Origin of the sequence: Ectobacillus antri (genome assembly GCF_003852715.1) — a bacterium.
In the GTDB taxonomy this organism is placed as follows: Bacteria; Bacillota; Bacilli; order Bacillales; family Bacillaceae_G; genus Ectobacillus; species Ectobacillus antri.
The window spans coordinates 59,477-75,129 of record NZ_RIAV01000009.1 but is presented as its reverse complement, the minus strand read 5'-3'; the positions used below and the strand labels follow the sequence as shown (position 1 = coordinate 75,129).

General features: G+C 41.0%; 18 protein-coding genes and 1 pseudogene. 4 read left to right on the top strand and 15 right to left on the bottom strand.

What is annotated here, in order from left to right; genetic code table 11:
- Positions 1–11: 11 nt before the first annotated feature.
- The 11 genes from ypeB to EEJ45_RS10525 all read right to left on the bottom strand — a co-directional run bounded on the left by ypeB (position 12) and on the right by EEJ45_RS10525 (position 7,945).
- Positions 12–1,355 (bottom strand): germination protein YpeB, encoded by a 1,344-nt coding sequence (ypeB, locus tag EEJ45_RS10575; protein WP_124564776.1) that lies wholly within the window; start codon positions 1,353–1,355, stop codon positions 12–14.
- A gap of 14 nt (positions 1,356–1,369) precedes the next feature.
- On the bottom strand, positions 1,370–2,104 hold the full coding sequence (gene sleB / locus EEJ45_RS10570; RefSeq protein ID WP_124564775.1) for a spore cortex-lytic enzyme: 735 nt from the start codon (positions 2,102–2,104) through the stop codon (positions 1,370–1,372).
- Between the two features lie 174 nt (positions 2,105–2,278).
- Complete coding sequence (locus EEJ45_RS10565) at positions 2,279–2,551, bottom strand: hypothetical protein (protein ID WP_124564774.1); 273 nt, start codon at positions 2,549–2,551, stop codon at positions 2,279–2,281.
- Between the two features lie 73 nt (positions 2,552–2,624).
- A complete protein-coding gene (locus EEJ45_RS10560; protein ID WP_124564773.1) occupies positions 2,625–3,086 on the bottom strand; it encodes a GNAT family N-acetyltransferase in 462 nt (153 codons plus the stop codon).
- The gene (locus EEJ45_RS10555; protein WP_245999878.1) at positions 3,086–4,648 is read right to left on the bottom strand and encodes an ATP-binding protein; all 1,563 of its coding nucleotides are present in this window, start codon (positions 4,646–4,648) and stop codon (positions 3,086–3,088) included. Before EEJ45_RS10555 ends, EEJ45_RS10560 begins: the two co-directional genes overlap by 1 nt.
- Before the next feature lie 243 nt (positions 4,649–4,891).
- Positions 4,892–5,194 (bottom strand): hypothetical protein, encoded by a 303-nt coding sequence (locus EEJ45_RS10550; protein WP_124564772.1) that lies wholly within the window; start codon positions 5,192–5,194, stop codon positions 4,892–4,894.
- A gap of 1 nt (position 5,195) precedes the next feature.
- Positions 5,196–5,810: a replication-relaxation family protein gene (locus EEJ45_RS10545; protein ID WP_124564771.1), complete on the bottom strand. Its 615-nt coding sequence runs from the start codon at positions 5,808–5,810 to the stop codon at positions 5,196–5,198.
- The gene (locus tag EEJ45_RS10540; RefSeq protein ID WP_124564770.1) at positions 5,752–6,945 is read right to left on the bottom strand and encodes an FtsK/SpoIIIE domain-containing protein; all 1,194 of its coding nucleotides are present in this window, start codon (positions 6,943–6,945) and stop codon (positions 5,752–5,754) included. Before EEJ45_RS10540 ends, EEJ45_RS10545 begins: the two co-directional genes overlap by 59 nt.
- A gap of 155 nt (positions 6,946–7,100) precedes the next feature.
- The gene (locus tag EEJ45_RS10535; RefSeq protein WP_124564769.1) at positions 7,101–7,283 is read right to left on the bottom strand and encodes a hypothetical protein; all 183 of its coding nucleotides are present in this window, start codon (positions 7,281–7,283) and stop codon (positions 7,101–7,103) included.
- 114 nt (positions 7,284–7,397) lie between these two features.
- Complete coding sequence (locus tag EEJ45_RS10530) at positions 7,398–7,688, bottom strand: hypothetical protein (RefSeq protein WP_124564768.1); 291 nt, start codon at positions 7,686–7,688, stop codon at positions 7,398–7,400.
- On the bottom strand, positions 7,685–7,945 hold the full coding sequence (locus tag EEJ45_RS10525) for a hypothetical protein (RefSeq protein WP_124564767.1): 261 nt from the start codon (positions 7,943–7,945) through the stop codon (positions 7,685–7,687). The genes EEJ45_RS10530 and EEJ45_RS10525 overlap by 4 nt, the downstream gene beginning before the upstream one ends.
- A gap of 176 nt (positions 7,946–8,121) precedes the next feature.
- Between EEJ45_RS10525 and EEJ45_RS10520 the strand changes: the two genes are divergently transcribed.
- The 3 genes from EEJ45_RS10520 to EEJ45_RS10515 all read left to right on the top strand — a co-directional run bounded on the left by EEJ45_RS10520 (position 8,122) and on the right by EEJ45_RS10515 (position 8,796).
- Entirely contained in the window at positions 8,122–8,319 is a 198-nt protein-coding gene (locus EEJ45_RS10520) for a helix-turn-helix transcriptional regulator (RefSeq protein WP_124564766.1), read from the top strand.
- A 34-nt stretch (positions 8,320–8,353) separates the two neighbouring features.
- Complete coding sequence (locus EEJ45_RS18430) at positions 8,354–8,512, top strand: hypothetical protein (RefSeq protein ID WP_164464257.1); 159 nt, start codon at positions 8,354–8,356, stop codon at positions 8,510–8,512.
- Between the two features lie 65 nt (positions 8,513–8,577).
- Positions 8,578–8,796: a DUF3797 domain-containing protein gene (locus EEJ45_RS10515; RefSeq protein ID WP_124564765.1), complete on the top strand. Its 219-nt coding sequence runs from the start codon at positions 8,578–8,580 to the stop codon at positions 8,794–8,796.
- Between the two features lie 285 nt (positions 8,797–9,081).
- On the opposite strand, the gene EEJ45_RS10510 is transcribed toward EEJ45_RS10515, so the two are convergent.
- On the bottom strand, positions 9,082–9,663 hold the full coding sequence (locus tag EEJ45_RS10510; protein ID WP_124564764.1) for a restriction endonuclease: 582 nt from the start codon (positions 9,661–9,663) through the stop codon (positions 9,082–9,084).
- Between the two features lie 119 nt (positions 9,664–9,782).
- On the opposite strand from EEJ45_RS10510, the gene EEJ45_RS10505 reads away from it, so the two are divergent.
- Complete coding sequence (locus tag EEJ45_RS10505; protein WP_124564763.1) at positions 9,783–10,214, top strand: hypothetical protein; 432 nt, start codon at positions 9,783–9,785, stop codon at positions 10,212–10,214.
- Positions 10,215–10,504: 290 nt separating this feature from the next.
- Here EEJ45_RS10505 and EEJ45_RS18715 read toward each other — a convergent pair.
- From EEJ45_RS18715 to EEJ45_RS18425, 3 genes and pseudogenes are all read right to left on the bottom strand, one after another.
- Positions 10,505–10,963, bottom strand: a pseudogene (locus EEJ45_RS18715) (peptidoglycan recognition protein family protein); the annotation flags it as partial.
- 14 nt (positions 10,964–10,977) lie between these two features.
- Positions 10,978–11,379, bottom strand: coding sequence for a phage holin family protein (locus EEJ45_RS10495; RefSeq protein ID WP_124564762.1), 402 nt, complete (start codon positions 11,377–11,379; stop codon positions 10,978–10,980).
- Between the two features lie 46 nt (positions 11,380–11,425).
- A complete protein-coding gene (locus EEJ45_RS18425) occupies positions 11,426–15,652 on the bottom strand; it encodes an LPD38 domain-containing protein (protein ID WP_164464256.1) in 4,227 nt (1,408 codons plus the stop codon).
- Position 15,653 lies beyond the last annotated feature (1 nt).

The following is a 15,653-nucleotide window of genomic DNA, read 5'->3' as shown; positions in this document are numbered from 1 at the left end:
GCACCTCCTTATCAATCATAATTTTCCTCTATGTTATTTAGTTTTTTCACTTGCTCTTCAAATGCTGTATCGGCGTTAATAAAGATCTGATACGTGTCATTGTTTAACGTTCCAACAAACTCATAACACAATACCTCTTTATTTAAATCATTAATAATAATCGCTTTTCGCTCTTCAAGCACTTTTAAGTTTGGGTTAACCTTCTTACGCGCTTCTTCTACAGATAACTTTGGCTTCGGGATAGAACGTTTGCCTTGATAGGCTGCTAAATAATCTCTTGCTGAAAAACCGACAATACTACCATCATCGAGTGCAACCTTTATATTTATCGATTCTGGATAAATTCTTATACCATTTAAGTTAGTAACGTATGTGAATACACCAACGGAATCGTATTGTGAGCTTTCAAACAACTCCATATTCGCAAATTTATTATTTTTCAAGAATGTAGCGCCTTTGATAGAAGCAGCATTGAGATCGATCTTTTGCGTACCGATTTCACGATTATTAATAAGCCATACAGGATGACCACCTTTTTGTGTGATATCCATGTAAATCTCACTTTTGGTGTTAGGCTGTTGCACCGATAAGCTGTAATAACGGTCTTTTTTCTTTTCACCCGTTTCTTCGACCTTGATGCCTGTAGTAGTTTTTATACCGAGAAAGCTTTGTGCAATTTGTTTTGCTTGTTGTTTTGAGATAGGTTGGCCTTCCATTTTATTTAACCCTTTTTCTGCTTGTTTATAGCTTGTAAATGTAGGACCAAAATCTGCCTCCGTATAAGAGTTCACATTCTTTTCAACGGTTTTGAATCCGTCAATAATCGTATTATCAGACGGTTTGCGGTCTGCAGCTAAAGCGAGCTCTACATCCATCCAGCGCAGGTTATTTTTCAGCACAAGATGCTGTACATGACGCAGTTCGTTTTGAATATCAGCTGATTTTTGGTGCAGTTGCTGCAGCGTCGCATATTCTTGATCATTTAGAGGTTCTTTTTCGAGATCACGTACCGCTGTTCGGTAACTAAAGTCTCCGATACTTGCTAAAAACTCTTCCGTCTTATTAAACGGCAAAAGTGTTAAGGGTAATTGGCCTACATCAGATCGTGCTTCAGATGTAATTCGCCAAACATCAGCCAAAGCAGGCGAAAGTGATGTTCTGGAATTCATCGCAAGTGTGTTCCCAATTTTGTCATGTAATAAATCCATTTCATACGTAAGTTCATGAAACGCACGTTGGTAATTGTTTTCTGCATGAATTAATACTGCATTTTTTTCTTGATGCTCTAAATATCCCCAGTAGCCTGTTCCGGCTACAACAAAGGTTAACGCAATAATCAACAAACCTCTAAGCATGGTAGGACTCCCTTCTATCGGCAAAAAATATGGCGACCGATTTTTTTAATTTGCGGACGTGACCAGATCCAACCGCTTGTCGCTGTGTCTGGATTAAAGTAATAAATCGCATTTTCTGTCGGATCCCATCCGTTAATTGCATCCAATACAGCTTTTTTTGCTGTTTCATTTGGTGTTAAATAAATTTGTCCGTCAGCTACTGCGGTGAAAGCACGCGGCTCAAAAATAACACCAGGTATCGTATTGGGAAATGAGGGACTGCTGACGCGATTTAAAATAACAGCTGCCACTGCGACTTGGCCAATATAAGGCTCTCCGCGCGCTTCGCCATACACGGCGTTGGCCATCAGTTGAATATCGTTTTGTGAATAGCCATTCGGTACATTGTTGCTTGGTGGTTTAGCTGGCTTATTATTAGCTGTACCGGATGAACCTTTTTCGTATTTCGTTGCTTTAATCAATTTTTCTTTCGTTTTTTGTCCAACAATTCCGTCAACAGGAAGACCAAATTTATCTTGAAAATTGCGGACGGCCCAGTACGTATCCCAACCGAATACACCATCTACTTTACTTGTATAGTATCCGTTGTACTTTAAGCGTGATTGTAGCTCAATCACATCCTCACCGACTGCTCCTCTTTGAATCACTTGACTGGAAAATGCGTACACCTCTCGTTGACCACTGCCCGCTACTAACAAAGTGGCAATTAATACAAAGAGCAGAAGCGCTTGATAACTATACTTGCGCATACGTGACCTCCTTACTATTTCATGTGTTATACAAGTATGTTTTTGTAAAAAAGACATTTTTATGTAAGTAGCTAAAAAATAAATCTCTGTTTGCATTTTTTATCAAGATATACAATTTAGCAAAAAATAACACAAAAAAGGTCAGCATTTGCTGACCCATCTTTTTATATTTAATTAATAAGAGCTTGATCCCCCGCTGCAATCGCCGCCAAAACTTGAATTGCTATCAGAAAAAGAGCTCCCCACATCTGATGTATAAGTGACTTTAGTTGTATCTTCGCATCCGGGATAATGTTCGCAATGGTTATCTGTGACTGCAAAATCCATAAACGGTGTTGCTGTTTTATGCTCCGTATTACGATGCGTGCGGTTTGTATCTTGCATACTGACGCTTGGAAGAGCACTGATGAAGATGAACATTATCAATAAAATAAGTATGAACACCATGTCATCACCTCTATACTTTATACATATTTTACCTTATATTCATAAAAAAAGAAACGTTTTCTGACGTTTCTTTTCAAGGAGTCGTTTTCTTTTCTTTTTTAAAACAGCTAATATAGAAATTAGGTACTACTTCTATATCGTTTATCCAACAAAATCCATTTGCTTTGTAAAAACAGATTGCCGGTATATTATCGCGAGCAGTAGAAACATAATATACAGGATATGGCTGCTTCTCTATGAGATTTGATAAGAGTTTTGTTGCAATGCCTTTTTTAAAATATGTAGGATGCACAACCAAACGACAAATGGTAAGTTCTTGGCTTTCAACTGTATAAGAAATTGCACCTGCGAGTTGTGTCTCTATATAGTAACCAAGAAATATTTCACCGCAGGCTTGTAGTTCTTCTAGTGATTCGTGAAGCGGTGGAATCTCATTAAAGCCAATGAGCTCTGCTTCTACTGCATATGAAGTGCGCTGCAGATTCCACAATGCTTTGGCTGTTTGTATGTGCAACACATCAATGGAACGAATCATCACTTGCTCCTTTCCAGTGGCAAAATAATTTGAAACGTAGTACCCTTTCCGCGTTCACTTGTTACTGTAATACGTCCATGATGATTTTCAATAATTTTAAAGCTGACCATAAGACCAAGTCCGTTTCCGTTTTTCTTTGTCGTAAAGAATGGATCGCCGATATGCTGGAGCTGCTCTGCTGTCATTCCAATACCTGTATCCTGAATAGAGATGCAAATCGTCTCGGCTTCTTGTACACGCACATACAAATCCCCGCCGTTTGGCATCGCTTCTAATCCATTTTTAACTAAATTCAATAACACTTGCTTAAGTCGTGTGCGATCACATTGTGCAATAACTTGTGTCTGCTCACATACAAAATGAAGTTCAACACCTTTATGTTCCGCCTGCATTTCCATAAGTGTTAATACCTCATGAATAATCGGGATTATATTTTGTTTTGTAAGCTGTACAGCTTTCGGTTTTGCCAACACAAGAAAGTCTTCTACAATTTCATTAATTCGCTCTACCTCATCTAGGATGATAGACAAATACTCACGTCGCTCTTCATCTTCTTCATCCAGTTGTAAAAATTCTGCATATCCTTTCATAGAGGTAAGTGGATTGCGAATTTCATGGGCGATTCCAGCTGCCATTTGTCCAACTGCAGCGAGTTTATCTTGTCGCCTTATTTGTTCTTCTGCTTTCTTTCGTTCTGTGATATCATTTCGAATGGCCAAATATTGATACGGCTTTCCTTTACGGTTCATGAAAGGAACAATTGTCGTTTCCACCCAGTAATACGTACCGTCCTTAGCGCGATTTCGAATTTCTCCCTTCCATACCTGCCCCGATCCAATGGTTTTCCACATATCCTGAAAAAACTCCTTGCTGTGATAGCCTGAGCTTAAAATACGATGGTCTTGTCCAACGAGTTCTTCTTTACTGTATTTGGAAATCTCGCAAAATTTATCATTTACACTTGTGATGATACCTTTTCGATCCGTAAAGGCAACGATAGAAGACTGATCGAGCGCAAGTTTAATATCTTGTAAGTTACTATCACTTGTGGAAAGCCTCTTGCTAATGAGTGTTGTCGAAACAACAAGGCTACCCAAGATAATAAGAGATGCGACCAGCATGAGATACAGCAACAAATCAGCATTCATTTCCATAATGAATTGCTCACCATTTTCAGGTAGAATCACCGTGTGCATGAGTAAAATATGACTTTCTGTAATTGCCGCTGTCACAAATGAAGCTGATAATGGCTTCAACCAAATATGCTGATATGGAAGTTTGGCGTAAAATAGTAGCCAGAATGATAACGAAAATGTAGTAAAAGTCAGTAATGCCGATACTAAGAAGATCAATACATTGTAGTTTATATGTACTTGTATACCACGTAGGCTAACAAGATGAACGGCAAGTACTGCTGCTGTCATGAATAGACTCATCAGTGCGATACGTAGCTTCGTTGTTTGCTGAACATGTAATACATACAGCGCCACCGCTGTTAAAACCCAGCCAACAGACCAAGAAAGCACAACCATACTAAGGTGGTAGGATTGCAGCACATTCATATTACGTGCCAATAAGCCAAAAAAGCTTATTGCCTACTACATTTTCAAAACCTCTCAATACTCGTTTAGGCTTCGTTAAGCCTTTATTTATAAAGATTAGCCTTTTTGTCACCATACAAAAACTTTCAAAATGTGAACTTTTATGTGGTCAAATGCGTTTCGTGTGGTCAAATATGTGGTCAATGTTCACACAGTATGTGTACGCATCCCCATGCCTATCTCTAGTCAACCATTGCACACCGTTTAACTTTTGTATAAGTATACTACATTTTCAGGATGGATAGTCATAACAGTCTGACGAAACGCTGCACGATGAATCCACAAGAAATCCACAACTTCTTTTTCTGTCAGGAATGTTTCTCTGTCATCCATATAATCCAGTCCGTACCCATGCGTGCTCCACTGCTCGCCTTTACGCATGAGCGTGTATACACCGCCGCGTTTACGGTCTGAGAACACGAGGTAATACTTTTGTAGCTCCGCATCGTAATCGGCAATAGAAGCGAAATTAGACAATACAGCGTAAATGTCTTTTTTTGTTTTCATCCTACACCTCCGGAAGATAGGTAATATTGATGTATACATCATACTTTCGTGCCAGCTCTTGCAACTTACGCTCACGGTATAGGGATATGGTGTAGAAATGGATAACAGGCTTTCGTCCGTTGTACTTCTTCTTATAGTATTGTGTGAGCTCATCATATCGTTTTAACTTCTCGTTGTTTGCGTGCATGGTTTGATACCGATCTACTTCCACGCAGTTCAAAATGCCCTCTTGCTTAAACACCGCATCTGGTAGAATGGTTTTATCTTTGTCTCGCCATCTGTACTTGAGTTTCTTCTCCACGACCCATTCATCCGGACAATGCAGCATGAGCCATGCTTCGTTACGTAAGAGCGCATGTGCGATGCGGCTAGGCACTGGTGTTACCTCGCAATCAACAAGTGCCCGACCTTCTTTACTAAGATAATACACACGCTCCCTATTATGGATAACCGACTTCGTATAAGGCTGTAACGTTTGCATAATGCGATTTGCGTTACGTATCCCTCCCATATCGTGCACGCACATCAAATGCCGTCTTGTCGCAAACTGAAGCGTTTTAAGCGTACTCAATATCGCTATCTGTCTCTGTTTGTGCATCTGCGCTTGGTGATACATGTTGTTTAACCTCCTTAGGTGCAACAAAAGGTTCAAGTAACTTACGCATGGTGACATCCTCTAACATGGGAACCTGCAGCTCTACACATTTATCTGTTTTAAAGATAGCGCGACCAGGGACTTGTGGCAGATCTTCTAGACCTGGTTCATCAATCACAACCTCACTTGCAATACGTGTAGGTAATCGTAAGCCTAATTTTGCATCTGCCATTTGTTTAATAACTCTTGGCAATGTATCAGCAGTCGGATACTGCGTACAAAAGATAACACGAAATCCTAATGCGCCGCCTACTCGTGCAATGTGACTTAGCATGTATTGACATTCTTCCAGTTTTACATTGAGTGATTTAGGTAATCCTTTTGCAGGTGCGAGTACCGCTCCCTCGTCTACAATCACAAAGTAACGGTCTTTCTCACTTGTTTGCACAATATTTTTGATACGATTTTCCTTCATATACTTGCCGCGTGCATTCATTTTGACCATAACCTCTTGCAACATGTCGTATGCTTCTTCTACTTTTGTCGCAATCCCTTCGACTTGTTGCAGGTCACTAAACTCACTAAACTCTAAGCCTTCTTCTTTTAAGTCAATCAGGTAAAAGTGTGCATGTTTCGGATTAGCTAAAGACAAGGTAGTAAACAATACCTTTAAAAACACCGTTTTTCCCATCCGTACCAATCCACCTAATGTCATGTGTGGTGTCTTGTCAAAGTCATGATAAACAATCCCTTCTAAGCTGCGGCCAATTGGGATAATCCATTTCCCTTCCTGCACCAAGTCTGGCGACCAATCCCAACTTGTAGGGATTTCTCCGTTAAATACCCGAATCCGCATTTTGTAGTTATCATAAGAGATCCGCACCGGTTTTCCTAATCCTTCGCTTACCACATCTTGCACCTTTTCTAACACCTTAAACGGCATACCAAGCGGCAACCGATAGATATACGTTTTGCTTCGGCTGTCTTCAAACGTCTCTAGATAGTCGGGGTATTGTAAACGGTCATCATGTTTAATTGCAATGCCGGCTATCTCGAAAAACACCTTAATCTTACTCCGGTCATCATCTTTCTTGCGCAATAATCCAGTCTTCAGCGCCACGTAAAAACCAAGCGGTATTAATGCCACTTCTAACATGTAAATTCCTCCCTTTATATACCCTTATATAGGGTAATATACCTATTGATTTAAGCAGAGTAAAAATCCCTTGTACGCCCTTGCGCCTGTAAGAATGTTCCTATTCCCTATCCCTATACCTCACTGGCATATCACGTGGAATACATTTTGGCATACTACATAAATAGCTTAGACAACCAGTTCAAAATGTTAAGGACAACGCCGCATGCAGCTCCATTTCTAATGAGAGGTGCTACCCAATGAGGTACTGGATGCCCTTTCTTTTTCATGATCTCAATACCAATTAACGTAACACCCGTCACACCAACTACAACCAACGTTTTACCCACGATTGTCATTGTTGTCATCCTCCTCATAGTTAGGTGTCATCCGTTCTGTACAACTATCGCACCACCGGTTGTCAAAACAAGGCTGTAGACGACCGCACAAACTACAGTACATTCCGTAATCACTCATGATTGCCGCCGCTTTTTGAAATGGATTTTCCCACCCTTTTTATAGATGTCATAATCGTTAACAAAGTCGTTCCAGTCCATTGGTTCCGGTTCTTCTGTTTCTTCCTCGTATGCTTTCAAGATGGAGTAGTATCCTTTGTACTCTTTGTTGCACACTTGAAATCGTTCCATGTGCGAAATAACCGCTTCTTTCTCATCATCATTCGATGCGCTTTTGTACATCTGTTTCAGTTCCTTGGATGGATTCAAGTACGGCGTTTCGTTTAGATATCGATAAGTATGCCTCAAATCGTTCCCCTCCCCAAATAGCAATCAATTCGCCGCTGAATGCCGATTTCGTTATACGGACCATATGGTTCTTCGTCACCCAACAATTCGGCAACGTCCACATAATCAGGATGATTGATGGCATCGTGGATATAAATGTGCTCAAAAAGCATGGCAACTTCATCATCTGTTTTTGCATCTGCATACAAGTTATAAAGACTTTGGGACGGTTGCAATGGTTGATAAGATAACTGCTGATACAGATGTCTTATGAACATGGTATCCCCCCTTTTTTCTCTCCCATCTGGAATACGTCTTGGAATAGGAGAAGGTAATATAGGTATACGTCTCGAATGGTTAGATATTGCCTGTACAACAAAAATAATTTAAATAAATTTAAATTTATGTAAAGGGATTATAATTATGGTGTAGAATATATATAGGAGGCAGATATATGTATAAATGCAGATTAAAGGCGATACTGGCCGAGAGAGAGATTGAGCAGAAGGTATTCGCAGAACAAGTAGGTATGAGCCAAACTACATTGAGCTTACTTGTGCGCAACCGCACCAAGCCGAGTTTTGAAAAGGCAATGAAGATTGCGGAATTATTGGAAATGAAAGTAGAAGACATTTGGGTAAAGGAAGAGTAGACACAAATTACGTATTAGAGGGAGGAATTTTAAAATGGATAAATTCGCTGTTGTTGTTTCCAAATCGCCTACTGGTGATGTGTTTGTTGTTGATAGTGAGTACGTCCAAGCGTATTTGGCACATGCGTATAAACTCTGTGGGTATGCCCAAACAAAAGAAGAAGCTTATGAATTAGCAGAATTATTCTGTTAGCATACAAGATACAGTCCGAAGAAACAGCGTCGCAATCGACAAATATTGCGAAGGAGGAAATTTGAATGAATGTAATGATCTACTTGAAGGTAGCACCACTTATAAATGACTGTCCTAACTGCGGAAATCAATTTGTAGGTAATGGTCAAGGCACTTTAGAAGTTGATGACAATATAATTAAGCGTACTTGTAAATGTGACTTCAGCTTTGAGTACGATGTCAACAATGGAATAGAAAAGAAGAAAGTAAAACTGGCAATTGATGAAGTATTAAAGCAAATGTAGTGCATAGTTCGAAGATATAGCGTTACAGACAAAAACTGTACAGGAAGAGAGAAGAGGTGTGTAAATATGACTTTTACAATCGTATGTGCTAAATGCGGGAATGAACAAATCTTCACAAATGGAGATAGAAGATGGCAAGAAAACATTGAGATTGAAGTTGAAATCGTAACAATAGATAGCAAAACAAAAATTAGTCACCTAACCATCTATTGCGAAAACGAAAAATGCAACAATTGGATAGATATAAATTACTGAACAGTCCGAAGAAACAGCGAATCCCCCGTCTTAGACGAGGGATTTTTCATATACTGGCGCTGTTTCATGGTCGAATGATTGCATATATAAATCAGCAATGTCGGGACCTGACAGCAACTTAATGTTAAGCCCAGCGGCATACGCACGCGCTGGCTCTGTGTAGCTTCCAGTTGTTATGATATACCCACCTGCTGCCCCGCGCTTCACCATATTGCTGTGAATCAGCGCAATCGCGTTGAACGGCATATCTCCGCAATACACCTTACATTGCCCTAGCCATAATTCACCGTTTACGCGGTGTTCGAAGTCCACACCGTAATCACCAGATGCGGTTGTAACTGTGCAACTCCCGCCATACACACGTTCCAATAAATCGGCACAGAACGTTTCAAACTGCAAGGGGTTCTGTCGAATGAATACACGAGATACTGTTTCGTTCTCAACAGCTTTCTTGAAGCGGTAATATATCCCCATCGCCAATGTTTTGCGATAGTCCTCACTGCGGTTAAATTGCAAATACATACGATATAATTGCCCGTCTTTGCGGCGACTCCATATTTTGTACGCCACAAACAACAAAGCGAGAAGCACAATGTAAGTCATAATAGACATACGATCACCTCGTATGTAGTTTACCCCGCATGTTATGTATTATCCTAAAAAAATATGTAAAATCTTGCTACTTGTTGTTATACTTATCGCAATACATACATATTCAAGGGGGCTTTTTTGTGAACGTTTTTGAAGGATGGAATCCAATAGTACGCTGGGTATTATTCATTCCTATGCTTTTTATCACGACCGTTGTTTTAAATTTTGTGATGTACTGGTCGATTACGCAATTTGTAGGACCACCTGAAGCAGGTTTATCTTCTTCTATTTTCCATACAATTTATCGTGATGGTGTAACGATTGGTGCAGCTATCTACATAAGTTGTATATGTGCGCCGCGGTTTAGGATTATTATCGCTTCTATATACGCAGGAATTTATTTGCTGTTGGCAGGAGCAAGTGTAGTCACCGTACTCATAGGAGGCGGAGATGTGAACCTGGGATATTACATATTTACAGTGTTTATGACAATTGTGGGTGTTATCGGTGGTTTGTTGGCGGTCATCAATAAGGAAAAGGAACCGATAAAGAAACAAATTATGAGTGTATAAACACAAAAGGCCCCGCTTGCGCAGGGCTCTTTTTATTTCGATATGACTTCGCCGTAGGCTTTATCGTAACCAATTGCTTCTAATTCATTACGTATCCATTTGGCATTTTCGAGGTTTGTTTCAATGTAAAATTGGTACGGGTCGTTCTCTTGCGGTTCTTCGTTTTGCCTGTAGGATTTGCCCGCTACTCCATAACATTTAAAACCTTTTTCTTCATATCGTTTCACAAGCGCTCTCGCTTGCCAGAATGCTGTGTTAGGTACAATTACATAGTAAGGTGTATCACTCACTAATTCACGCGCTACAGCTTGTTTAAACGCTTCCCAGCGTCCTTCACCAAGTATGCGATGCGGACAGTATTTTCCGTTCCAATCCTGATGTTTGCGCAGCTTGTCAATTCCCCAACCGCGCTCACGCAAGAGTTGTGCGATAAACTTAACAGCGAGTGCTTCTGCTGCTACATATTTAACGCCGCCACTTAGTGAATAACAAATTTCTACGTGAATGCTTTTACGGTTGCCAGGTCCGTTCCCGTCACCTGCCGCCCATGCGTTACGGCTTTCATCTACAATCTGAATGACTTCTTTGTCATCCACTACATAGTGATATGATACCGATTTATCGTTACTAACAGCATAACGTGCTTCGTTATTTGCAGAAGCATCGTTATAGGTGTTATGGACGGTGATGGTTTCCGCGATCATATTGTAGGGACATTTGATATGCCATTTTTGCGGCGGCACTAACATTTGTCTTACTGGAATCACTGCGCATCACTCTCTTTCGTATTTTCTTGTTCTGCTTCCTGTATTACTTGTAGTTTATCTTTCAAGATGTGTGGTACTTTTACACCGATTTGTGCCATGTTCTCTACAATTGAAATCGCTTCATTTGCAATGTAAAACAGTACGGTTGCAAAAGCTATGGTTCCTTGTAACGACAAGATGACATCAATGATATTTGCTAAAATGATAATGCCGAACACGGCAATTTTTCGAGCGTATCCATACATGGCACTACGGCTCCGCAAACGTTTCTCTTTGATTGCACGTAGCACCCCTGTGATAATGTCCACGAACATTAACACCACCAGTAAATCCAAAAACTTCACACCGCCAAACAAATAGGCGTGCACAATACGTAACCCTTCCATGCTAATTGACATTCCATAACCTCCTTTAGATATAAAGAAAGAGAGCTCATTGAGCCCTCTACTTGTAATCCGGACGGAAGATGCGTACACCTTGCCGCGCCAGTTCTTTCATTTGTTTGTTGAGCTTATCAACCTCTGTACGTTTTGCATCCGGTGACATTTCTGTATCTGCCATGACTTGACGATACATTGCACGCAGTTCTCCCATATCTTTGTTGACTTTGTTAAACGCGGTCATTTGCGATTTGTTTGGTGCTTCTTTTCCTTCGTCTTTGGCATCCGCTGCGATTTGCTGTTGCTTCTCCATGATGCGATAGTAATCATCCATAACCTTACCACCACTTAAATCGTTCGAGAAGAATGCTTTAACACCTGGTACAGATTCTGTAAAGGACTTTCCGACTGGTGTTGGTGCTTCTTTACCAGATAGAGCTGTAATGACCTTATCCAATCCTTTTAGCGGATATTGACCTAATCCCGCAGTATAGGAACGGTATAGGTTATCTAATTTATAAGGTGACGAATTGGTAGTCTCTCCAACGAATTTTGCTGTTTCACTTGTCGTAGGACCGAATTGTTTACCTGGTGAATTCGCTTGGTCACGTTGCGGAACGATAGGACCACCTGTAAATAAAGAGTGATTCATAGCATTTTCGGAAAATGGTTTTAAGAAAGTTGGTGTAGCTGCAGTAGCAACCGTCTTCCATACATCGCTGTCCTTCTTATCTTCAAACGCGTATTTATCCCCTTTAGCAAAGTAATCTATGCCTTTTTCCATCGCATTCGGCACCGCGTTGATATCAAACGGCTTCGGAATCCGTGCCACTTCATCTGTACCTGGTACAGCAACTGCCCAGTACGTCTCCTTCTCCCACTGCGGCATATTGTCGATAAGCTCTTTCTGCTTTTCGTTCGCCCAATTATAGCTGGCATATGCAAGTGCGGTAGGTGGTACTGTAAGTCCTGTGATGCGTGCAGCTGTACGTACAGGATTTTCACGGAAAGCACGAATCAATTTGTCTTTCCCTTGTACGTTCGCATTCAGAAAGGCGTAGATTTGGTTCACACCCTGCATCTTGTCACCCATACGATTAAAGTCCATAAGTTCACGAGCTTGATAGGCACTTTCTTCAGGTGATAATCCCTTCTTCAATCCTTTTTTATAGGCACCTATTTTTGTAGATTCCTCGGAGATTTCAGATAGTTTTTGCAACCCTTCTAGCCACTTGCTTGGTTTCACCGCATTCTTAGCCAAACGTTGTACCTTACTTCCCTCTTGTGTAAGATTATCCAAGTTCTGCTTCAGTACGTCACGATCCGCAGAGAGATACCCACCGTAAGCACCGCCTTGTTTTACCCATTCGTCATAGACAGGTGAGGCTTTCCCGCTTTTTGCTTTCGTTACCTCTTTTAACCCACGGAAAAAGTCAATCGGGTTATAGCCTACATCACTGACAACAGTCGCGTTGAATTGGTCACGAATCGGATTTCGTAAAGCAAATTCAGGTGTTAGTGTCGCACCGGCACGTAGCCAATCAGTAGGTTTTGCTGCAAGTTGGAACCACTTACCGAGTGATTCCTTATCCAGTGCTTTCATAGAACGGTAGAGCTCTGGCGATAATTGATATTGCACGCGCTCACCGTTTTCAAATACCGTGACAATGTTTTCCTTGCTTACTGGCTGTTTTCCTTCCAAACGTTCAATTAACCCACCAGCACCTTCTTTTTGTGATAAACGCTTCAGTTGTAAGCCGACTTTGTTGTGCGCAGCCGTCTTCATTGTAGTAAATGTATTACGAATAATACTTTCTAACGGGTCAATAATATCACGACTAGAACCAGTCATACGTTTAACCGGATCATTTAAATCAACAAACCCGTTACCTGTTAGCCCGCCTGAAGATTCCTCATCAAAGTATCGAAAGAATGGTGTGTAGTTTGGGTATTTTTTACGCATGGCTTCTACCGATTCTTTTGTTTTCACTTGCGCATCAGTCAAAATATCTAATAAAGAGTTGTTATAAGCGAGTAAATCTTGCTGTGCTTTCTTCATTTCAGGAACATTATCAAATTTTTGTAACACTTCTTCAATTTGTTCCTTAGTAAAACCAGATTGGATACCGTGATTTTCTAAATCACGCGCTTGTTTCATGGCGATATAAGAACGGAATTCTTTTAATGTAAAGTCTTTACTATTTACAATCGGAGCAAGAATTTTCCGTAGTTCTTGTAGCTTCTGTTCAGCAGCACGTGGTGTCCCAGCCGCAAGACGCGCTTGTTTATAGAGAGACTCTGAAGCATCTGGCAAGTTTTTAATCTTATATAGACCACCAAGAACCTTTTTCTCTGTACCTGCCAATTCTTTTTCTACTTTAGAAAGAGGTAATAATTTATCTACACCTTCTGTATATAGTTCTTCAGCAGTTTTAGGCAGGTTTTGCAGTTTTTCTTTTAGGTTCTGAATAGGATTTTTACTACCATGAATGTTCATTTGACCGATTGTTTGATTGATAGCACCTTGGTTAATCCATGTCTGAAAATCACTACGCGTATCCATGATTTTTGCTTGAATGTCTTTTGGTAATTGACTATCAAGAAACTGCGCTAATTGTGGCGCTTGTTGCTGTGCAACTTGTGGTTCCACCATATATAAACGCATAAATTCTGCTAATCCTTCTGATCGCACTTGGTCCGGCGTATAACCTTGTCCTGATGTTTTCTGACCAAGTGCCATCAACTCTGCATCAAATTTTGGATTTGACAATTGAAGTTGTTTGTCAAGGTGATGACCAATTTCGTGTGAGATGACCTGTAAATCACCATGATTCCGTGAACGAATTACTTCAGGTGTCACTTTATATATTCCTTGTACATCCTCTGGTGCGCTTAGTCGTCCTGTACGAATGGTTACTCCAAACCGATTACGTAAATTGTCCAGAAGCTGTTGCCTTGTGATAGTACCGTTTGCCGCTCCACTTGCTTGTGGTAACGGAATAGCAGGTGATGTCATAGCTTGTACACCTTCTGGTAATGCTTGTGCGGAAGTTGGAGCAATGGGAGTCCTCGCCGTATTTACTTGTGGTACTTTAGCTGCAGCGGATGCTAAACTCGGTGCCGCTTCATTTCGTGCAGGCGTAATAGCTTCCATTTTGTTCGGTAAACTTCGTGTATTGCCCTGTTGTGGTGCCTGTTCTGGTAGGTTCGCACGAAGCGGAGCGTTCGGGTCTTTACCTTGCATAATCGTGTCTAGTTGTTTGAACGCCTTATCCTTGTTAATTGCCTGCAACACTTTCGTTAATCCTTCTCCTGCACCACGTATTGCAACGTCACCTAATGCCCCTAATCCTGTCTCTAAAGCGATTCGTTGCGCATGGTCACTTACCCCTTGGTCGGGATTTAAATAGGCTTTAGCAGGCGTTTCTGCAAGCGAGATACCACCGCCAATAGCCGCTCCTTCTTTCGCCCACTGTCCGACACGTGCTAGTCCTGTTTTAGATGTATCTGCGGCTAGTTTTGTGCCTTTTATAGCTTTTGCACCCAACGCACCTGGTACCACATAACCAAGGCCTGTCGAGATAAAGTCTGCTGCGTTGTTACCAAGCCCCTCGCGTTTATTCTGCCATGTGATAGCATCTTCCCCGCGTACACCCTTCATGAGTGCATCGGAAGCATTGAGCGTGGCTGAATTCAACGTACGGTTCGCAAAGCGGTTTACTTCTTTTGTATCTGTACCTTTAAAGCCGTTCTTCGTAAAGTCGCTAATCGCTTCTTTAGCAGATACATCATCAAACGGATTGGCAGCTTGTCCCCATTTCTTCAGCGTGTAAGCAACGTCTCCTAGAAAAGATGGTTCACTTTTCTTTTGTGTCTTTTCTTGCTCTTTCTTGGCACTCTGCAAACGAGAGAATCCGTCCGTAATCCGTTTCTGTTCATCGTATGCTTCTTGTGTGACGTACTGTGATGTACCGCCCATGTCGCGATAATCCTTGACCAGTTGCGGATTATCTCTGACAAACGATTCAGACGCTTTCTTTTGTGATTCTTCATTCTTCTTTTTAAACTTCTCGAGGAATGAGTTAAATCCGTTGATACGGTCCTGATCGTCATAATAACGAGAGATGTGGTTCTTGTAAGAACCAACATCCCCCTTTACATTCTTTTGTGCCATCCAGTTTTGCGTTTCTTTTGTCAGCGCATCGTTGTAATAGGCTTGCTTATCTTTTACCTTACGGCCATCCACCTTACCGAATAAGGTTTCTTCCCATTCTTTTGGTTTGTACGCCATA